The sequence below is a fragment of the Streptomyces sp. NPDC012474 genome (assembly GCF_042955185.1).
Lineage (GTDB): Bacteria > Actinomycetota > Actinomycetes > Streptomycetales > Streptomycetaceae > Streptomyces > Streptomyces cahuitamycinicus.
Genome location: NZ_JBIBEP010000012.1, coordinates 242,074 through 261,376 on the forward strand (window position 1 = coordinate 242,074; position 19,303 = coordinate 261,376).

20 protein-coding genes are annotated in these 19,303 nt (G+C 71.2%); 8 read left to right on the top strand and 12 right to left on the bottom strand.

Features of this window, described 5'->3' with window-relative positions; all coding sequences use genetic code 11:
* Positions 1-162 precede the first annotated feature (162 nt).
* Complete coding sequence (locus ACFY9S_RS25780; protein WP_391132348.1) at positions 163-1,494, bottom strand: aminotransferase class I/II-fold pyridoxal phosphate-dependent enzyme; 1,332 nt, start codon at positions 1,492-1,494, stop codon at positions 163-165.
* A gap of 35 nt (positions 1,495-1,529) precedes the next feature.
* On the opposite strand from ACFY9S_RS25780, the gene ACFY9S_RS25785 reads away from it, so the two are divergent.
* Together ACFY9S_RS25785 and ACFY9S_RS25790 are read left to right on the top strand one after the other, a co-directional pair.
* A complete protein-coding gene (locus tag ACFY9S_RS25785) occupies positions 1,530-2,216 on the top strand; it encodes a pyridoxamine 5'-phosphate oxidase family protein (protein WP_391132350.1) in 687 nt (228 codons plus the stop codon).
* Positions 2,216-2,848 (top strand): FMN-binding negative transcriptional regulator, encoded by a 633-nt coding sequence (locus ACFY9S_RS25790; RefSeq protein ID WP_391132352.1) that lies wholly within the window; start codon positions 2,216-2,218, stop codon positions 2,846-2,848. The genes ACFY9S_RS25785 and ACFY9S_RS25790 overlap by 1 nt, the downstream gene beginning before the upstream one ends.
* A gap of 124 nt (positions 2,849-2,972) precedes the next feature.
* Here ACFY9S_RS25790 and ACFY9S_RS25795 read toward each other — a convergent pair whose 3' ends face one another.
* From ACFY9S_RS25795 to ACFY9S_RS25805, 3 genes are all read right to left on the bottom strand, one after another.
* The gene (locus tag ACFY9S_RS25795) at positions 2,973-3,923 is read right to left on the bottom strand and encodes an EamA family transporter (RefSeq protein ID WP_391132354.1); all 951 of its coding nucleotides are present in this window, start codon (positions 3,921-3,923) and stop codon (positions 2,973-2,975) included.
* 226 nt (positions 3,924-4,149) lie between these two features.
* Positions 4,150-5,154, bottom strand: a complete 1,005-nt coding sequence (locus ACFY9S_RS25800) for an EamA family transporter (protein ID WP_391132356.1) — start codon at positions 5,152-5,154, stop codon at positions 4,150-4,152.
* A gap of 90 nt (positions 5,155-5,244) precedes the next feature.
* Positions 5,245-5,793 carry a Clp protease N-terminal domain-containing protein gene (locus tag ACFY9S_RS25805; RefSeq protein WP_391132358.1) on the bottom strand — a complete coding sequence of 183 codons (549 nt, stop codon included), beginning with the start codon at positions 5,791-5,793 and terminating at the stop codon, positions 5,245-5,247.
* A 224-nt stretch (positions 5,794-6,017) separates the two neighbouring features.
* On the opposite strand from ACFY9S_RS25805, the gene ACFY9S_RS25810 reads away from it, so the two are divergent.
* Complete coding sequence (locus tag ACFY9S_RS25810) at positions 6,018-6,446, top strand: SRPBCC family protein (protein ID WP_391132360.1); 429 nt, start codon at positions 6,018-6,020, stop codon at positions 6,444-6,446.
* Between the two features lie 60 nt (positions 6,447-6,506).
* On the opposite strand, the gene ACFY9S_RS25815 is transcribed toward ACFY9S_RS25810, so the two are convergent.
* The 3 genes from ACFY9S_RS25815 to ACFY9S_RS25825 form a co-directional block, all read right to left on the bottom strand.
* The gene (locus ACFY9S_RS25815; RefSeq protein ID WP_391132362.1) at positions 6,507-7,133 is read right to left on the bottom strand and encodes a helix-turn-helix transcriptional regulator; all 627 of its coding nucleotides are present in this window, start codon (positions 7,131-7,133) and stop codon (positions 6,507-6,509) included.
* A gap of 299 nt (positions 7,134-7,432) precedes the next feature.
* Positions 7,433-8,317, bottom strand: coding sequence for an IS982 family transposase (locus tag ACFY9S_RS25820; protein ID WP_391132364.1), 885 nt, complete (start codon positions 8,315-8,317; stop codon positions 7,433-7,435).
* Between the two features lie 62 nt (positions 8,318-8,379).
* Complete coding sequence (locus ACFY9S_RS25825) at positions 8,380-9,255, bottom strand: LysR substrate-binding domain-containing protein (RefSeq protein WP_391132365.1); 876 nt, start codon at positions 9,253-9,255, stop codon at positions 8,380-8,382.
* A 70-nt stretch (positions 9,256-9,325) separates the two neighbouring features.
* Here ACFY9S_RS25825 and ACFY9S_RS25830 point away from each other — a divergent pair, with 70 nt between their 5' ends.
* Positions 9,326-9,691 carry a nuclear transport factor 2 family protein gene (locus tag ACFY9S_RS25830; protein WP_391132367.1) on the top strand — a complete coding sequence of 122 codons (366 nt, stop codon included), beginning with the start codon at positions 9,326-9,328 and terminating at the stop codon, positions 9,689-9,691.
* 347 nt (positions 9,692-10,038) lie between these two features.
* Positions 10,039-10,857 (top strand): PhzF family phenazine biosynthesis isomerase, encoded by an 819-nt coding sequence (locus ACFY9S_RS25835; RefSeq protein ID WP_391132369.1) that lies wholly within the window; start codon positions 10,039-10,041, stop codon positions 10,855-10,857.
* 50 nt (positions 10,858-10,907) lie between these two features.
* On the opposite strand, the gene ACFY9S_RS25840 is transcribed toward ACFY9S_RS25835, so the two are convergent.
* Both ACFY9S_RS25840 and ACFY9S_RS25845 read right to left on the bottom strand, forming a co-directional pair.
* The gene (locus ACFY9S_RS25840; RefSeq protein WP_391132420.1) at positions 10,908-11,648 is read right to left on the bottom strand and encodes a type II CAAX prenyl endopeptidase Rce1 family protein; all 741 of its coding nucleotides are present in this window, start codon (positions 11,646-11,648) and stop codon (positions 10,908-10,910) included.
* A gap of 129 nt (positions 11,649-11,777) precedes the next feature.
* Entirely contained in the window at positions 11,778-13,295 is a 1,518-nt protein-coding gene (locus ACFY9S_RS25845; protein WP_391132371.1) for a glutamate-cysteine ligase family protein, read from the bottom strand.
* A gap of 544 nt (positions 13,296-13,839) precedes the next feature.
* On the opposite strand from ACFY9S_RS25845, the gene ACFY9S_RS25850 reads away from it, so the two are divergent.
* The 3 genes from ACFY9S_RS25850 to ACFY9S_RS25860 all read left to right on the top strand — a co-directional run bounded on the left by ACFY9S_RS25850 (position 13,840) and on the right by ACFY9S_RS25860 (position 16,298).
* Positions 13,840-14,424 carry a hypothetical protein gene (locus ACFY9S_RS25850; protein ID WP_391132373.1) on the top strand — a complete coding sequence of 195 codons (585 nt, stop codon included), beginning with the start codon at positions 13,840-13,842 and terminating at the stop codon, positions 14,422-14,424.
* A gap of 436 nt (positions 14,425-14,860) precedes the next feature.
* A complete protein-coding gene (locus ACFY9S_RS25855) occupies positions 14,861-15,064 on the top strand; it encodes a DUF5999 family protein (RefSeq protein ID WP_391132374.1) in 204 nt (67 codons plus the stop codon).
* 208 nt (positions 15,065-15,272) lie between these two features.
* Complete coding sequence (locus tag ACFY9S_RS25860; RefSeq protein ID WP_391132376.1) at positions 15,273-16,298, top strand: substrate-binding domain-containing protein; 1,026 nt, start codon at positions 15,273-15,275, stop codon at positions 16,296-16,298.
* Between the two features lie 60 nt (positions 16,299-16,358).
* Here the strand turns inward: ACFY9S_RS25860 and ACFY9S_RS25865 are convergent, their stop codons facing one another.
* The 3 genes from ACFY9S_RS25865 to ACFY9S_RS25875 all read right to left on the bottom strand — a co-directional run bounded on the left by ACFY9S_RS25865 (position 16,359) and on the right by ACFY9S_RS25875 (position 19,303).
* Positions 16,359-17,408 (bottom strand): endo-1,4-beta-xylanase, encoded by a 1,050-nt coding sequence (locus tag ACFY9S_RS25865; protein ID WP_391132378.1) that lies wholly within the window; start codon positions 17,406-17,408, stop codon positions 16,359-16,361.
* A gap of 54 nt (positions 17,409-17,462) precedes the next feature.
* Positions 17,463-18,227 (bottom strand): ABC transporter permease subunit, encoded by a 765-nt coding sequence (locus ACFY9S_RS25870; RefSeq protein ID WP_391132422.1) that lies wholly within the window; start codon positions 18,225-18,227, stop codon positions 17,463-17,465.
* Positions 18,228-18,301: 74 nt separating this feature from the next.
* Entirely contained in the window at positions 18,302-19,303 is a 1,002-nt protein-coding gene (locus ACFY9S_RS25875; RefSeq protein ID WP_102909894.1) for a carbohydrate ABC transporter permease, read from the bottom strand.

Sequence of the window (19,303 nt, forward strand, 5' to 3'; positions counted from 1 at the left end):
CCGGCTGTGTTCAGCCCTCACCGCACGCGGCCCCAAAGCCCCGGCCTGCGCCAACAGCCGTAGCTGCGCGTCGACCCGAGGCCCGGCAGCCGTGTCCCCCTCCCAGCTCCGCGCGGAGGCCCGCCGCCGGCCCGGCCTCCGCCGTGCGCCTGAGGCCGTGCCTCAGTCGTAGCTCCGTGCGGGGGCGGGCCCGACTGCCGAGGCGATCGCGTCGGCCAGCGTCTCGGTCTCGTCCCCGGCGAGCGTCGAGACGGTGATGCGGATGCCGGGCGGCGCGGCCAGCCGGAAGCGGGCTCCGGGGGCCACGGCCCAGCCGGCGTGCAGCAGCCGGGCGACGGCGCCGGTCTCGTCCGGCACGGGCACCCACACGTTCATGCCGCTTGCCCCGTGCGCCACGACGCCGCGCCGTGCGAGCGCGCCGATCAGCGCGTCCCGCCGCCTCCCGTACGACGCGGCCACCTCGACCGTGTCCACCGCGCCGTCGGCCCACAGCCGCACCAGGGCCCGCTGCATCAGGCGGCTGACCCAGCCCGGGCCGAGCCGGTGCCGTCCACGGACCCGGTCCACGGTGAGGGCGTCACCGGTGAGCAGCGCGAGACGCAGGTCGGGGCCGTAGGCCTTGGCCGCCGAGCGGACGAACGCCCAGTGCCGGGTGACTCCGGCCAACGGGTGCAGGGGCACGTCGACGATGCCGTGCCCGTGGTCGTCCTCGATCAGCAGGACCTCCGGGTGCTCCAGGAGCACGGCGCGCAGGGCACGCGCGCGCGGCGCGCTCACCGCAGCGCCGGTCGGGTTCTGCGCCCGGTCCGTCACGATGAGAGCGCGCGCCCCGGCCTCCAGCGCCCGGCGCACATCCTCCGCGCGGGGCCCCTCGTCGTCGACGCCCACGGGGACGGTCCGCAGGCCGAGCGCCGGCACGAGATCGAGGGTGCGGCCCCAGCCGGGGTCCTCGACGGCGACGGTGTCGCCCGGCTTGAGGTGAGCCGCCAGCACCCGCTCCACGCCGTCCAGCGCCCCGGAGACCACCGCGACCGGTCCCTCCGGCACCCCGTCGGCGTCGAAGCCGGCCCGCGCGATCCGGGCCAGCTCCGGCTCCACGGCGGTGTCCCCGTAGAGCACGGGCGCCCGGTCGCCCTCGGCGGCCGCCGCCGCGAACGCGCCCGCGAGCGGCGGCAGCAGCGCCGGGTCCGGATTGCCCTGCGCGACGTCCCGCACGCCCTCGGGGACGTCCACCCTGAAGTGCTCCCGCCCGGTCGTCGCCGGCGCGGGCCGCACCCGGCTGCCCCGCCGGCCCGCGGTCTCGATGACCCCCCGCTCGCGCAGGGTCCGGTACGCGGCCGCGACCGTATTGGGATTCACCCCCAGCTGTTCCGCCAACTCCCGCATGGGAGGCAGGAGTTGGCCCGGCCGCAGCTGACCGGCCCCTACCGCGCGCTCGATGCTCGCGGAAATGTCCACTGCGCGACGCCCACTGATCCGATACTCTCCTAGCACAAAGTCAAGTATGCACTAGTGCAATGGAGAGCGCCATGCAGGGGACCGCGCAGACGCCGTCACAGCCCGACACCGGCTACACCCCGACCGACCGCACCGTCCCCACCCGCTCCCCGGACCGGGCCTCGTACGACAAGGACCTGGTGCACGCGATACTCGACGAGGCCTACGTCTGCCACCTCGGATTCGTCCGCGACGGGGCGCCGGTCGTGCTGCCCACGCTGTACGCGCGGGCCGGCGAGCGGCTGTACGTGCACGGCTCCACCGGCTCGCGTCCGCTGCGGGCGGCCGGACAGGCCGACCCGGGCCTTCCGGTCTGCCTGACGGTCACACGCGTCGACGGTCTGGTCCTGGCCCGCTCGGCCTTCCACCACTCGATCAACTACCGCTCCGTCGTGGTGCACGGCGTCGCGCACGACGTGACGGACCCCGAGGAGAAGCGGCAGGCCCTGGACGCGCTGGTCGACCACGTCGTGCCCGGCCGCTCCGCCGACTCGCGCCCCGCCAACAAGAAGGAGCTCGCCGCCACCGCCGTGAGCCGCCTGGACCTGGACGAGGTCTCCGCGAAGCTGCGCACCGGCGGCGTGAACGACGAACCGGAGGACCTGGCCCTCCCCCACTGGGCCGGTGTCGTCCCGGTGCGTCCCACATACGGCACCCCGGTCTCCGACCCCGGCCTGGCGCCCGGCACCGAACTGCCCGGCTACCTCGCGGCCCTGTGATGCTGATCCACCCCTGGGACGCGCCCCGCGACGACGCCGAGTGGCAACAGTGGCTGGCCGGTCACGACTTCGGCCAGCTCGCCGTCAACGGCCTGCCGGGCGAACCACCCCACGTCCAGCCGCTGCACTTCGCCTACGACGCCGGGCGCCGCGAGGTCGTCTCCCATCTCGCCCGCCCCAACCCGCTCTGGTCCGCGCTGGAGGCCGGCCCGGATGTCCTGCTGAGCGTGGTCGACGACTACGTGTTCGTACCCGGGCCCTGGCAGGCCGCCCCGGACGTCCCGCCCGAGCACGGCACCCCGACGAGCCTCTACACGGCCGTACAGCTCCGCTGTCGCGCCCGGGTCGTGGACGACCCGGCGGAGAAGGCCGCGCTGCTCAACCGCCAGGTCGACCACTTCCAGCCGCGGGGCGGCTCCGCACGGGCGGCGGCGGGTGAGGCCCCGTACGGCAGGATGCTCGCCGGCATTCGCGGCCTGCGCCTCGAAGTGACGGACGTACGGGCGAAGTTCAAGTACGCCAACCACAAGCCGGCCGAAGTCCGGGACCGGATCGCCGCCGGCCTCGCGGCCCGCGGCGGCCCGGGTGACGCGAGGGCTCGCGACCATCTCCTGCGCAGACAGGAGGCCTAGGCCGCGAGGCCCGCCTCAGACGGTCCCGCCTCACACGGCCGTCACCGCCTCACACGACGGTCCCGCCTCACACGGCCGGTCACCGCCTCACACGACGGTCCCGCTTAGAACGGCCGTCACCGGCTCACACGACCGTCACCGGCTCCTCGCGCGTCCGGGCGCCTCGCACCTCCCCCACCGCGAGGGCCGCCACCGAACCGAGCATCAGCAGGGTTCCGGCCAGCGTCGCCGCCGTGAGGTGCTCGCCGAGCACGACGACGGCGAGCACCGCCGCGCTCACCGGTTCGAGCAGCATGATCACCGAGACGGTGGCGGACCGCACGACGGCCGCGCCCGCGAAGTAGAGGCCGTAGGCGAGGGCGGTGGGGACGGCGGCGACGTAGAGCAGCAGGAGCAGGAGCCGGCCGGGCTCCTGGGTGTGCGGCAGCAGTCCCTCCGCGAGGGCGAAGGGCAGCAGGCACAGACTCGTGACGGTGAAGGCCCCGGTGGTCGTCCGGGTGACGTCCCCCGCGCCGTCGCGGCCCCACAGGCGGGTGAGCAGGGTCATCGCGCTGTACGCGGCCGCCGACAACAGCGCGAGCAGCACACCCCCGGGGCGTACGGTCGTACCCCCGCCGCCGAGGACGAGGACCGCGAGCCCGGCGAGGGCGCCCACGACGGCGCCGGCACCGCCCCGTCCCAGACGCTCGGCCAGGGTCAGCCGGGCGCCGAGCGCGATGAGGACGGGCCCCGCGCCCAGGGTGACGACGGTGGCCACCGCGAGGCCGGTGGCGGAGACGGCCGCGAAGTACGCGGTCTGGAAGACGGCGAGCCCGAGCCCGGTGACCCCGGTCCGCAGGGCCCGGCGGCCGAGCGGTTCACGCACGGGGGCCGCAGCGCGGGTCCGCAGCAGGCGGACGGCGAGCAGCAGGACGAGACCGGCGGCGCAGCGCCAGAAGGAAAGGGCGACGGGCCCCATATCGCTGGCCCGGTAGACCAAGGAGGCGGCCGCGCCCGCGGTGCCCCAGGCGACACCGGCGACGATCAGATAGAGGAGGCCTCGCCCGACGGGCAGGCCGATGGCAGTGTTCGACACGCGTTCTCTCCGCAGACGCGCACGGCATGCCGCACGCGGCGAGCGGCGGCAGGTGCGCGGAAGTTCGGGAAGAACCCCGGATCATTCGGGATCAGGGGTCCACGGACTTCGTCTGCGGGCAGCACCGTTGTGCGCCGCGGCGAGTCGCCGGGCGCGGTTTCCGGAGGGCCCGCCTCAGGCGGCCGGAGGCGGAAGGACGAGTGCGTTCGAAGGCATGATCGGCACCCTAGGCGCTTGTTCCGCGCCGGGACAACTCCCTTTCCGGGCCGCCGCTCGCCACCGGCTGCCCGGAGCCCTTCGAGGGCGTCGACGACTGCGCGATGAACGCGCCCGCCAGCACGATCGCCCCACCGGCGATCTGCGGTGCCGAGAGGTGCTCGCCGAGCAGGACCCAGGCCAGGACGGTGGCGATGACCGCTTCGAGGCAGGCCACGACGCCCGCGACCTGCGGGGAGAGCCGGCGGACGGAGACCACACCGGTGACATAGGCGACGACGGTGGCGACGAGGACGATCCAGGCCAGCAGGACGACGGCGGCGACGGGCCTGCCGTCCATGCTCGCGGTGCCCTGGAGCACTGACCAGTCCATGGTCCAGGGGCGGGCGACGACGGTCAGCACGGCCGCGCCGACGAGCAGACCGTAGGCGATGACACCCAGCGGGTCGGGCGCCTCGTCCCCCGCGTCGCTGCCCTGGTCGGACAGGACGAAGTAGCCGACCTGACAGCACGCCGCCCCGAGCGCGAGCAGCAGCCCCAGGGCGTCGAAGCCGAGGCCCGACCACACCTCGACGACACAGGCGAGCCCGCCGACCGCGAGTACGACGCCGACGGCCGCGGCACGCGTCACGGGCCGTTTCTGCACGAACCGCACCCAGCCGAGCACGAGCGCGGGCGCCAGGTACTCGATGAGCAGCGCCACCCCGACGGGGATCCGGGAGAGCGCCGCGAAGTAGCAGGCCTGGACACCGGCGACGGCGAGCAGACCGAACCCGGCGAGCAGTCCGGGCCGCCGCCGCACGAGCGCGCGATGGCGTACGGCGAGCGGCAGCATGACCAGGGCGGCACCGGCCACGCGCAGCCACACCACGTGCAGCGGATCCAGGCCGGCCTCGATCAGCGGCTTGGCCGCGACACCGGATCCGCCGAAGGCCACCGCGGACAGGAGCGCGAGACCGAGCCCCACACCCCTGCCGCGCCCGCTCACTCTGCTGTCAGTGGTACGCACCGGCACATGATGGCAGGCCGCGACAGGAGCGTCACCTCCTATGACACCTGTCTCACAGCCTGGACGGGGGGGGCCGCCCCTCGGGAGGGCCGCCGCTCAGAGCGTGGCTTCGCCGCACTCCTCGGTGCGGCCGAACCGGTCGCCGAGCCGGCCGGACACCTGGCGCGGGTCGATGCCGGCCCGTTCGAGCACCTCGACCGCGCGCGCCTGCGGGTCGGCGACGATCGCCGCGAGCAGGTCGGTGCCACGGGCCGGCCCGCCCCGCCCGGCGGCGCGTTCGCAGGCGTCCTCCATGCACCCGGTGGCGAGCGGCGAGAAGCCCGCCGTCCCCGTCACCACGGGGACGGCACCGGAGTTCTCGACACCGCTCTGCCAGCGCAGGCCGTAACCGATGCTGCGCTGGACGAGATAGCCGAGCAGCCGAGCGATCTGCGGCCCCTCGCCGAAGACGGCACGCGCATCGGGGTCGGACTCCAGCAGCGAGTGGAGGAGATGGGCGGTGTCGATCTGCCGGTCCCCGTCCCGGACGGCCCGGCGCCGCGCACCGGCGACCACCGACGCCAGCTCGTCGCTGAGCCCGGCATCGTCGTCCGCGCGCCGGATACCGTGCTCATGGGCCGCCTGCCGGGGGGTTCGGGAGTGCACACCCTCTACCCCATCAGCCCCGCGCGCCCGGGTCATCCTCGGTGGGAAGCATTTCCGCGTCCCACGGGAAGTGGACTCCACCGGCCGCAATCTCCTCCTTGGGGAGGAGATCAGGCAGATCCGGAGGAAGACCTCGACAGGGCTGACAGTTCGTCAGTATTGAACATTGCGACCGCCACGGCTACGTTCCGCGACACCCAGCCCCGACACGAAGAGGTGGTCGCATGGCCGAAGTCAGCGCGGAGGCACGCATCGGGGCACCGGCCGAAACGGTGTGGGCGAGGCTCACGGACTGGTCCGCCTACGGCGAGTGGAACGCGACCCACACGAGTTTCCCGTCGGGCGGCCCGGAGCCCCTGGCCGTGGGGACGACCTTCCAGGAGAACATGCGGCTCATGAACTTTCCGGCCGAGGTGGCGTGGACCGTCGAGGAGCTGGAACCGGCGCGCGTGCTCGCCATCCGCGGCAAGGGTCCGATGGCCGTGACGGTGGCGACGCGCTACACCCTCACGCCCGAAGGCGACACCACGACGGTCCGCGTCGACGGCGAGTTCACGGGCGCGACGGTGTCCCTGATGGCGGGCAAGCTCAGGGATTCGGCCACGGCGGCCCTGCACGAGTCGCTGCGCAGGCTGGACGGGCTGGTGGCCTGACGCCCCGGCATGCCGAAGCGCCCCCGGACCGTTCCGGGGGCGCTCGTCCTGCTATGACGTTCAGTCCTCGTCGGCGAGGATGAGGTACAGCTTCTTGCGGGCTTCGTTGATGACGCCCAGCGCCTTCTCCCGCTGCTCCTTGCTGCCCGTCTTCCAGACCTGGCCGAAGGCCTCCATCAGACCGAAGCCGGCCTGGCGGACCTCGCCGAGGGCCTCCCAGTCGACCCCGCGCGAGGCCTCCTCCCAGGGCGCCTCGGGCCCCTCCTCGGCGGCCTCGCGGCCCGCTTCGGTGAGCGAGAACAGCTTCTTGCCACCCTCGGACGCACTGGCGATCAGCCCCTCGTCCTCCAGCAGCTGGAGGGTGGGGTACACCGAGCCGGGGCTGGGCTTCCACGCCCCGCCGCTGCGCTCGGCGATCTCCTGGATCATCTCGTAGCCGTGCATCGGCCGGTCCTTCAGCAGGGCCAGGATCGAGGCGCGCACGTCGCCGCGACGCGCCCTCCCCCTCGGTCCCCCGCGCCCTCGTCCACCCCAGGGGCCGGGACCGAAGCCCGGGCCGCCGGGCCCGCCCCAGCCGGGGCCGCCCGGCCCGAACGGACCGAAGGCCGCACGCAGCCCTTCGAAGCCGCCCCGACCGTGATGCGGGCCGCCCTGTCCATGTCCACGCTCAAATCCGTGGGTACGCATCGCAACCACTCTCCATTCCATCGTTGATCTGTCGCGATGCCTCAACGATATATCGGTAACGCTCGACGGACAAGGCCCTGCCTTCTGGGCCGCAGCTGCACGCCTGACCGGCTGGCCGGCCGAACCGCACGACGCCGACCCTGGCGCGGCAAGGCAGGACTGCCTCCCCGGTGAACCTGCCGACCGACAAATGCCGGGCAGGCCGATCCGCACCTGCTTGAGCACATGCATGTGAACACCGACGACCGGCCCGGAAGATTTGCCAGAGACCCCTAGCTAGATGAATGAGTCCGATGTTCTCAGTGGTCGTAGGCGATGAGAGATCGTTTGCTCCTGGCGCCGGTGGTCCAGTTGTGCCAGATGCCGGCGGCCAGGGCGAGCAGTCGTTGTCCGGTGCGGGCGAAGACTCCGGCCGGGGTTCTGCCTCCGTGTTGTTCCAGGCTGAGCTGGCCTTTGAGGGTGTCGAAGACCGCCTCGATCCACTGGCGGACGCGGGCCAGGCGGCCGTGCCGGACTGGCTCGTCCTTCCGGTCCGGCCGCACCAGATGGACACCCAGGCGCTCGGTGAGGAACGCCTCGAACTCCCACCCGGCGAAGCCCTTGTCCGCCAGAATCACCTGACCGCTGCGGACGAGGCGGTGGTCGCGTTCCAGCAGCGCGGTCATCACCTCCCGCTCGCCCAGCTTCGGGTTGGCCAGGCACCAGGACACGGGCATGCCCTCGGCCGTGGTGAGGAGGTAGAGCCGGAAGCCCCAGAAGAAGCGGGAGTGGCTGCGGCAGTAGCCGTATCCGGCGTGGTCGGCCAGGTCGGAGCGTTTGACGGTCTCGCGGGAGGCGGCGCAGGGCAGCGGAGTGGAGTCGATCAGCCGCAGGTTGTCGTTCCAGGTTGGCACCTGCCTGGCCAGGGCTTCGATCACATGGCTGATCAGCGGTCCGGCGGCGTTGAGGCACTTGTCGTAGGCGGACTGCTGGGGCAGGTAGCGACAGAGGTGTCCCAGTCGGGCGTGGGCGAAGCGGATCCAGTGCCGGGCCGAGGGGAAGCCGAGCAGTACCTGGGCGACTGCGAGGCACAGCAGTTCGGCGTCCGTCAGTTTCGGGGGTCGCCCGATCCGGCGACGGGGGGCCACATGGTCGTCGATGAACACGTACAGTGCCGCAAGAAGGGCGTCCAGGCTGGTAGTCACACACGAGCCAACGGGCGCCCTTCGCCATGGTCGCGGCCAGCACAAACATCGGACTCATTCATCTAGCCGGCTTGCAGCGCGGCGAGGAGTCTGGATCGCAGGAGCTGCACGGCTGGGGAGTGCTGACCTCGGCGGATGATGAGTCCGAGCCGGGCGTGCGTGGTGGCGTCGGTGAGCGGGATGGTCCGCAGGTCGGCGCCTTGTGTGGAGGACGCGCTGAGGACGGCAACGCCCGCGCCGCGCTCAGCGAGGCGGAGCAGGGTGACCGGAGAACTGGCGTCGATGTCCACGCGTGGGCCGAGACCGATCCTGCGGCAGGAGTCCTCGTAGGCGGCGCGGATGCCGGTGCCTGGGGAAAGGCAGAGAATCTTCTCGCCCCGTAGGTCGCCGAGGCGCAGTTCCGGCCGGTCGAGGGGGTGTCCGGCAGGGACGGCTGCGGTGATCGGCTCGTCGATGACGATGCTCGCCTCCAGGCCAGGGGCGACGCCGCTCGCGTAGCCGATCAGGGCGAAATCGAGAGAGCCGGCGAGGACCTGGGCCTGGAGATCATCGGAGTAGCCCTCGTGAAGGCTGACCTCGATGCCGGGGTGGGTGTGGCCGAGGTCGGCGATGGTGTCGAGGAAGGCCGGGATCGAGCAGCCCATGATCATGCCGAGACGGACGCGGCCGCGGACGGCATCGGCGAACTCGGCGGCGGCGTGCTTGATGGCATCGACAGTGGCGAGGGCGTTTTTCGCAAGGGGGAGAACGGCCTCGCCGGCCGGAGTGAGGCGGATTTGACGGCCGGAGCGGTCGAGCAGTTGTTGGCCCAGTTCCAGCTCCAGCTTGGCCACTTGTGTGCTGATGCCGGACTGGCTGACGTGCAGGCGATGGGCGGCAGCGGTGAACGTCCCCTCGTCCACGATCGCGGCGAAGTAGCGCAGCTGGTGCATCTCCATACCCAATGATGATAGATGCGATCTGATCCATCTGTTGGACGAATGGATCGGGTGATTGAAGGATGGAGGCATGACGACGAGGACCGCGCGAGAGCTTGCCGAGACCTACTTCACCGCCTGGGAGGCGGGCGACTTCGATGCCTTGCGGGGGGTGCTGGCGGAGAATGTCGACTTCGTCGGAGCGCTGGGAACGGCGTCGGGGGTAGAGGAGGCGCTCGCTGGGCTGAAGGGGCTTGGTCAGGTGCTGGAGAAGATCGACGTGAAGGTGCGGGTGGCGGAAGGTGGTGAAGTGATCACCTGGTTTGACCTGTGCACAAGCGTTGCGCCGCCTACTCCGACGGCGAACTGGATGCATGTGGAGGACGGGAAGGTCACCCGGATCCGGGTGACCTTCGACCCCCGGGCGCTCCTGGCGGGATTCGAGGCACGGAACTGAACGAGGAAGCCCCGGGCGCCACGTTGATCAAGACTCGACACGGGCCCTGGCTTCTGGCGGCCGTGGCCTTGTGTCGGCGCCGTTGGGCCTTCTCGCGACAGCTCCTGGAGCACCGCCGACGGGCCCTTCCGGATTCATCCCTCTCGATGGGTTCCTGACAGTGTTCGCAGGTCCGGATCCTGTGGGGAACTGGGTCGACTCCGCGGCGGGCTCGTTGCCCGCAGAGATATGAGCACCAGCGATGCTGGCCGGCACCGCTGAGACAGGTCAGCGACGCCGGGAGAACCGGGCCGGCAGGTGCGAATTGGCCTTGGCCTGCGGCTTCCTGGGCGCCCTAGCGTCGGGGCATGAGGATCCGAATCGTCGACGCCTTCACCGACCGCCCCTTCTCCGGCAACCCGGCCGGGGTCCTGCTCCTGACCGGCGCGCACGCCTTCCCGGACGACACCTGGCTGCAGAACGTCGCCTTGGAGGTCAACCACGCCGAGACGGCCTTCGCCCACCCGCTCCCCGAGGGCGCCGGGGCGGACTGGGCCCTGCGCTGGTTCACGCCGGCCACCGAGGTCGCGATGTGCGGCCACGCGACCCTCGCCACCGCCCATGTGCTGCACACGACCGGGGCCCACGAGGGCCCGGTACGGTTCGCCACCCGAAGCGGCGTCCTCGTCGCCACGCCCGCCGCGGACGGCTCCGTGACACTGGACTTCCCGACTGCCCCGCTCACCCGCGTCGACCCGCCCGGCGGCCTGGCCGAGGCGCTGGGCACCACACCGCTCACGATCCTCGACACCGGCCCGAACGTGGGCGACCTGCTCGTCGAGGTCGCCGACGAGAAGACGGTGCACGGCCTCGCCCCCGACCTGAAGGCCCTCGCCGCCCACTCCGAGCGCGGCGTCATCGCCACGGCCCGCGCCGAGGATCCCGCCCGGGGCTACGACTTCGTCTCGCGCTGCTTCTTCCCGAACGTCGGCATCGACGAGGATCCGGTGACCGGCAGCGCCCACACCGCCCTCGCCCCGTTCTGGTCCGAGCGCCTGGGCCGCGCCGGCCTCACGGGGCTCCAGGCCTCATCCCGCTCCGGCCGGGTCCGCACGGAGCTGCGCGGCGACCGCACCCTGCTGACCGGCAGGGCGGTCACCGTCATCGAGGGCGACCTGCTGGCCTGAGACACGGAAAAGGGGGCGTACGAAACGTCGTACGCCCCCTTTACGCCGTGTCACGCCGTCGGCAGCCAGCCCACCTTGCCCGCCAGCAGCGCGTACCCGACGAACGCCCCGATGTCGAGCAGCGAATGGGCCACCACGAGCGGGCCGACACGGCCCCAGCGGCGGTAGAGCCAGACGAAGACGACGCCCATGACCATGTTCCCGATGAATCCGCCGATGCCCTGGTAGAGGTGGTATGAGCCGCGCAGAACGGCGCTGCCGGCCAGCGCGGCCGCCGGGGTCCAGCCCAGCCGGTCCAAGCGCCGCAGCAGGTAGCCGACGACGATCACCTCCTCCAGCACCGCGTTCTGGATCGCCGCGAGGATCAGCACGGGGTACTTCCACCACACCGCCGGCAGCGCCTCGGGCACCACCGTGAGGTTGAAGCCGAGTCCACGGGCCGCGAGGTAGAAGGCGATGCCGGTGCTGCCGATGACCGCCGCGATCGCCGCACCGCGACCGAGGTCGAACCACGGCCGGGTGCGGTCGAAGCCGATCGTGCGCAGGCCCGCGCCCTCGCGCAGCAGGAAGTGCGCGACGAGCGCGACGGGGACGAGCGCCGTGGTGATGCCGAAGAGCTGCCAGGCGAGGTCGAGCCAGGGCCGGCCGGGCGCGGCCGAGGCGTTCATCGTGGCCGCCTGGTCCTTGAGGCCGCCCGGCTTGGTGACCGACCCGATGAAGCTGATCAGCGCGGACACTCCGCTCGCGCCCAGTGACAGCGCGAGGACCAGCAGCGTCTCGTTGCGGAGCATCCGCCGTGAGAGCCCCTGCTCGGGAATGGAACCGCCCACGGGGCTCTCCTCCGCCTGCACACCTGCCTCCACTTCACCGACGTCTCGGATCAGTATGGCGGCAGCGGGACGTCACCCCGACGGCGGCGGTCAGTCCGGCGACACCGGCTCCGGCAGTCCCACCGGCCAGGTGTGGACCGGGTCGCCCTTGTGCATCAGCTCGCGGTACCGCCGGGTCGTGGCGGCCAGGGCGTCGTCCCGGGAGAGACCCGCGTCCAGTGCCTTGTGGAACGTGGCGGCCTGCCAGCTCGCCCCGTTCACCCTGCGCCGGCACCGCTCCTCGATCACACCCAGGTACAGATCGCGGTCGGCCGGCTCGACTCCCCAGGCGTCCAGTCCCGCCTCGGCGAGGGGCAGCAGTTCGTCGCGGACGAGACTCACCGCGTCGACCTGGGTGGTGCCGCTGTAGCGGCCGCGCCGGGGCCAGGTGAAGCGGGCGTCGATGCCGTCCTTGCACGCGGCGTCGAAGTTGGCGGCGGCCGCCTCGAACGGCAGACGGGCCCAGACCGGCCGGGACTCCTCGGCGAGAGCCCGGACGACCCCGTAGAAGAAGGCCGCGTTGGCGATGACGTCGATGACCGTGGGCCCGGCCGGCAGGACGCGGTTCTCCACGCGCAGGTGCGGTACGCCGTCGGCGATGCCGTAGACCGGTCGGTTCCAGCGGTAGATCGTGCCGTTGTGCAGGACGAGTTCGGCGAGTGACGGCGTGCCGCCCTGGTCGAGCACCTTCAGCGGGTCCTCGTCGTCGCAGATCGGCAGCAGGGCCGGGTAGTAGCGCAGGTTCTCCTCGAAGAGGTCGTACGCCGAGGAGACCCAGCGCTCCCCGAACCAGGTGCGCGGCCGGACGCCCTGGGCCTGGAGCTCGGGCGGGCGGGTGTCGGTGGACTGCTGGAACAGCGGGGGCCGCGACTCGCGCCACAGCTCCCGGCCGAAGAGGAAGGGCGAGTTGGCGCCGACGGCGATCTGCGCGGCGGCGACCGCCTGGGCCGCGTTCCACACGTCGGCGAAGCGGGCCGGGGTCACCTGAAGGTGCAGTTGCACGGAGGTGCAGGCGGCCTCCGGCGCGATGGACTTCGAGGTGCAGCTGAGGTGCTCCACGCCGTCGATGTCCAGGGTGAACTCCTCGCCGCGGGCGGCCACGATCTGGTCGTTGAGGAGGGTGTACCGATCGACGTCGGAGAGGTTCGACGACACCAGGTCGTCACGGTCGAGAGTCGGCAGAATACCGATCATCACAATACCCGCGTCCACCTCGCCGGCTTTCCGGTCGGCATATGCCAGCGACGTGCGGAGTTCCTCCGCGAGGCGGTCGAATACCCGGCCCCCCAGCCGATGTGGAGGAATGTTGACTTCCAGATTGAACATGGCGAGTTCTGTTTGGAAATCGCGGCTCGCGATGCGCTCGAGGACTTGTCCGTTCAACATTTTCGGCATGCCGTCGGCGCCCGCGAGATTCAGCTCGATCTCCAGCCCCATGAGGTTCCTGGGACGGTCGAACCGCTTCTCCGCCAGGAGTCGCTCCAAGCCCGTCAGGCACTGACGCAGCTTGTCACGGTAGCGCTGGCGATCGGACAGGTCGAACCGGCCTGCCGCGACCTTCTCCCCCATCGAAGCGTCCTTCCTCGGTATTGCGTGCCAGGATCCAGGGCCGCCGGGGTCCCGGTCAGGTGGAGGATGCCCAGCGGAAGCGATCGATAACGTCCCGGACGGACCCGTCGGCCGTTACGCTGGTCCCGAGTGACCGGTGGCACATTCACTCGGCATGACGCACCGGACAGGTTTCGGGGCCCAGGAACTCGTGAAAAACGCCGACGAGAATGGGCCGACCGGCTCGCGGGCATTCGCCGAGGTCACCACGGTGCACCCCCACCTGAAATCAGGATAATTCTCGCGTATCGCCGACCGAATGTACCCTTGTTCTACTCACCGGAAACGGCTAGACGAAACACAGTCTGAACCCGTGTCGTATAAACTCCGCAAAGCAGAAGGTTGGCGCCCACGGTCGATGGGTCCTGCCGTCGCAGGCGACGCGGACCCCACCCCCCTCTTGCTCTCATGACCCCGGCCCCCGCCTCTCTGACCCTCGTGAGCTGACAGCGCCGTCCGCCCCCGCCCTCGCGCCACCGTGCCTTTGAATGAGAGGCGACCCACCATGCCGCTGCATGTCCCTCCGGCTCCCGCGCCCGCACTTCGCTCCGTCCTCACTGCGCTCTCCTCACCCACCGCGGTCCGCGAAGCCCGAACGCCCTCCCTGCTCGGCACCCAGGGGCCCGCCACACCCGAGCTCCCCCTGCCCGTGCACGTCCTCGACCATGTGACGGCCGAGGGCGTGTCCGCGACCCGGCTGGCCGGGTGGCGCTTCCTGATCCGCTGCGGCGACCGCGCCGTGGCCGCGGCGGAGACCATGCTGACTCCCGACGGCTGGGCCTTCTCCCACTTCTTCGAGGGCCCGTACATCACCTCCACCGAGCGCGCCCTGCGCCAGGCGGAGACGATGCCGCAGCCTTACCAGCCCCGCCTGCTGTCGGTGCCCGGCCTGTACATGCTGACGCTCTGGCTGCACGAGGACTGCACCGCGGACGGTGCCGCCGGCCACCCCGCCGCCACCGACCTGCTCGTCCCGCTGGCGCCCGCACCTCCCGGCATCGCGGCCCATCGCCCGCACCGCGTCGCCGACCTCCTCCCGGTGCTGACCCACCGGGTCACTCCCACCAGACTGCTCGGCTCACCCGCCTGAAGCGCCGCGCGGTCCCCTCGCACCCCGTCGCCGAATTCCGGCGGCGGGGTCGTTCATTTCCCCGCCCGCCGCCTATTCGCCCCGCCTGGCCGCCCACCCGATCGCTTTTCCGCTCACGCGATCGCTCGTCCGAGCACCCAACGGCTCGTACGAGCCGGAATGGTCGCCGACCCGAGCGGACTAGCCCCATTCGGCCACTGCGAACCACCCGAAGGGACAGTGCAGTTGGGATGAACCGTCCGCGCGGGTGATGCGTCATGAACCTGTGAGAAGCGGTGCCGCGAAATCCCTGCGGATCGACGCCCGTGGGGCAACACTGGGTTCCGACGACTTATCACAACGGGGGGCGGCCATGAACGACACTTCTAGCCGCGGAACAGACACGACAGCCGACTCAGTCCCATCGTCCATCTCGACCCAGCGAAAGATCCCACCCATGTGCCAGCACCAGACCCAGTGCCCTTCAGCAGAATCCGCCGACCGGGAATCCGCCCGCCTCGTGGCGCACCACCCGGAGCAGGGATGGAGCCTGCTGTGCAACGGCGTGGTGCTCTTCGAGGACACCGGTGAGCTCCTGCCGGACGGCCGGGCCATCGCCCCGCACCGTCCGCTGGCCGGCCAGGTGGTGACGGCCGCCTGAGGCCGCTCGGCGGGGCGACGTCCCGTCGGCACACATGAGGGGCCGGCCGCAGAACCCCTGCGAACCGGCCCCGATGCATGTCCGGGGGTCGTCACTCACCGTCACCCCCCGCGACGTGCCGTTCCCGCCTCGTACGCCTTCCCACGGACGCCCGTTTTCCGGAAGACTCCTGGAAGTTTCGCCGTCACCCGTCGATGGAGGTGGGCAAGTGGGAGCACGTGGGGCCGACGCCGAGGGCAAGGTCACGATCACGGAGATCGCCCGGCAGGCCGGCGTGTCCGTACCGACCGTGTCCCGGGTCGTCAACGGCCGGTCCGACGTGTCGCCGCAGACCCGGGCCCGGGTCGAGGACCTCCTGCGCCGCCACGGTTACCGCAGGCGTCCCGCGGCCCCGGGCGCCCGTGCCGCCCTGCTCGACCTGGTCTTCAACGATCTCGACAGCCCCTGGGCCGTGGAGATCATCCGCGGGGTCGAGGAGGTCGCGCACGCCGCCGGGGTGGGCACGGTGGTGTCGGCCATCCACGGGCGCTCGGGCGACGCCCGCGAGTGGATGCGCAACCTGAGGGCCCGCGCCTCCGACGGCGTCATCCTCGTGACGTCAGCCCTGGATTCCACGCTGCACGAGGAGCTGCGGATCCTCGGCGTGCCCCTGGTGGTCGTCGACCCTGCGGGCTCCCCCGCCCTCGACGCCCCCACGATCGGCGCGGCGAACTGGTCGGGCGGCATGGCGGCCACCGAACACCTGCTGTCCCTCGGCCACCGCCGGATCGGCCTGATCGCCGGCCCGCCCCGCCTGCTGTGCTCCCGGGCCCGTCTGGACGGCTACCGCGCGGCCCTGGAGGGCGCCGGCATCACGCCGGACGCGTCCCTCGTCGTCCCCGGCGACTTCCGCCCCGAGTCCGGATTCACCGCCTGCGCCGCCCTGCTCGACCTCCCCGAGCCGCCGACCGCCCTGTTCGCGGCCAGCGACCAGATGGCACTCGGCGCGATCGAGGCGCTGCGCCGGCGCGGGCTGCGGGTGCCGCAGGACATGAGCGTGGTCGGCTTCGACGACCTTCCGGAAGTCCGCTGGTCGGCTCCGCCGCTGACGACGGTCCGCCAGCCCCTTGCCGACATGGGCAAACTGGCCGTGCGCACGGTGCTCCGGCTGACCCGCGACGAGCAGCCGGACTCACCGCGGGTGGAACTGGGCACCGACCTGGTGGTAAGGGCGAGCACCGCACCTTTGGCCTGACCTCGGCACGAGAAACGGCGCCCCGCCACCCCCTGTCGGGCAGGGCGCCGTCCGCCCCCGCTACCTCCCCCCGAGCGCCTCACGCAGCGCGAAGTACGCCGGCTTCCGCCGCAGTTCCTCGTCCCACGGCAGGGCCGCGCCCTCGCCCGGGAAGACCGCCGGGATCCAGGAGTACTTGTCGGTGTAGTCCCACAGAGTGATGCCGACACACCGGCGTACCGCCAGGCACGCCGCGGTCAGGTCGGCGTACCACTCGGCCTGCTCGGCCAGCTTCTCCTCGGTCGCGGGCAGCTGCATGCGGATGTCGACCTCGGTCAGCGAGGTGTCGAGACCGAGCCGGGAGAAGCGGCGGAGGTTGTCCTCCAGAGTGGTCGGATAGCCGTACTGCAGGGCGAGATGGGCCTGGAGGCCGATGCCGTGCAGCGGGACGCCCTTGGCCTTCAATTCCTTGGCCAGCTTGTAGTAGGCGTCGCTCTTCGGGCCTATCCCCTCGATGTTGTAGTCGTTGAGGTACAGCTTGACCCGCGGATCGGCCTGGTGCGCCCAGCGCAGAGCGTCGGCGATGTAGCCGGGGCCGAGCGTCTTGTAGAAGACCGACTCCCGGTACGTGCCGTCCTCGTTGAACGCCTCGTTGACGACGTCCCAGGCGAACACCTTGCCCCGGTAGTGCCGTACCTCCGCTTGGACGTGCTTCTTCAGAACGGCCCTCAGCTCCGGGGCCGTCCACTCCCTCCCCGTGAGCCACCCGGGCAGCTGGCTGTGCCAGACCAGGGTGTGGCCGCGCACCTTCTGCCGGTTGGCCCGGGCGAGGTTCACGATCTCGTCGCCCTTGGAGAAGTCGAACACACCCTGCTGGGGCTCGGTCGCGTACCACTTCATGCCGTTGCCGGGTGTGATCTGGTCGAACTCGCTGCCGAGCAGGGCCTTGTACGGCCCGTCCACGAGCTCGGGGTTGTCGGTGGCACTGCCGAAGTAGCGGCCGTGTCGCTGGGCGAGGTCGGCGAGGGTGGGCTGCTGGTGACCCGCCTGGGCGGGGGTGCCGGCTGTGATGCCGGCGGCGACCAGGAACGCGGCGACGGCGCCGGCGAGTCTCAGACGGGTGGTGCGCATGGTGCGACTCCTCACGACAGACGGGTGGGTAGAGCCGTACGTTGGCGGAACGCGTCAGCCCTTGGTGGCGCCGGCGGTGAGGCCGCCGACGAGCTGACGCTCGGCGACCGAGTAGAAGGCGAGTGCGGGCACCATGGCCAGCACCAGATAGGCGAAGACCTTGGCGTACTCGGCGGAGTACTGCCCCTGGAACTGCTGGACGCCGATCGGCAGCGTCCACCACTGCGCGTCGGTGAACACCAGCAGCGGCAGGAAGAAGTTGTTCCAGCTGGTGACGACGGCCAGCACGGAGACGGTGCCGAGCGCGGGCCGGGCCATGGGCAGCAGTACCCGCCAGAAGAAGCCGAACGAGCTGCACCCGTCGAGTGTGGCCGCCTCCTCCAGCTCGCCGGGGATCTGCCGGAAGAAGCCCCGCAGGATGATGATCGTCATGGGGAGTCCGAAGGCGGCCTGCGGGAGGATCACGCCGAGGGGATTGTCCAGCAGTTCCAGGGAGCGCAGCAGCAGGAACAGCGGCAGGGCCGCCACCGCGAAGGGGAACATCAGCCCCATGGTGAACAGTGTGAACAGCGCCTCCCGGCCCCGGAAGGCGAACCGCGCGAAGGAGAACGCCGACAGGGCGGAGACCGCGACGATCAGAACGGTCGTGCCCACCGCGATCAGCGTGCTGTTGCCGATCAGCCGCCAGAAGTCCCCCGAGCCGAGAATCTGGGTGTAGTTGGAGGTCACCCACGACTCGGGCAGACCGACCGGGTTGCGGGAGAGCTCGTCGGTGGACTTGAATCCGGAGAGCACGGCGTAGAGCAGGGGGACGGCCATGACCGCGCCCACGACGGTCAGGACGAGGTGCAGGCCCCAGGTCCTGCGGCCCCCACGGGTCTTCTGACTGGCGGTCACTTTCCGTCCCCCCGCATGGTCGTGGTGGCCCCTTCGAGATCCCGGCGGAGCACGAACCGCTGGTAGGCGAGGGCGAAGACGAGGCTGATGCCGAACATGACCACGCTGATCGCGCTGGCGTAGCCGACCTGGTAGCGCTTGAAGCCGTACTGGAACATGGTCACGGCCATGGTCTCGGAGTGGTGGTCCGGTCCGCCCGCGGTGGTGACCCAGACCAGGTCGAAGAGCTGGATGGCCCCGATGACCGACAGGAAGACGCTGATACGCAGGGTGGGCGCGAGCAGCGGCAGCGTCACGTTGCGGAACCGCTGCCAGGCACTCGCCCCGTCGATGAGCGCCGCCTCTGTCAGTTCCCGGGGCACCGCCTGGAGCCCGGCGAGGTAGAGCATCATGTGGAAGCCGAAGTACTTCCAGGTCATGACCAGGAAGACGGTCGCCATGACGGTGGACGGATCCGCGAACCATTCCCCACCCAGGCCTTCGAGACCGACCTTGCCGAGGACCTGGTCGGCGAAGCCGTCGTCCGGGGCGAAGATCATGCCGAAGAGGATTCCGGTGATGGCCTCGGACAGGACGTAGGGGGCGAAGAACAGCATCCGGTACACGGCCCGGCCGCGCATCCGCTGGTTGAGCAGCACGGCCATGGCGAGCGCGAACGGCAGCTGGATCGCGAGCGACAGCACCACCAGCACCAGGCAGCGCCACAGGTCGCCGAGGAAGACCTCGTCCTGGAAGAGCCGGGTGAAGTTCTCGCCGCCGATGTAGTCGGAGGGCATGCCGAAGCCGCCCCAGCGGAAGAACGCGGCGTACAGGGCGAACAGCATCGGCAGCAGCACGAGCCCCATGAACAGCACCAGGGCGGGGAGTTGGAAACCGGCCGCCGTGAGCCAGTGCAGCGCGCGTCGCCGGGCCCGCCCCGGGGGCCGCCGTTCAGCGGCCGGGGGCGGGGAACCGGCGCCGGGGCCGGTCCGTTTGTCCGGCAGGAACGTTGAGGTCAT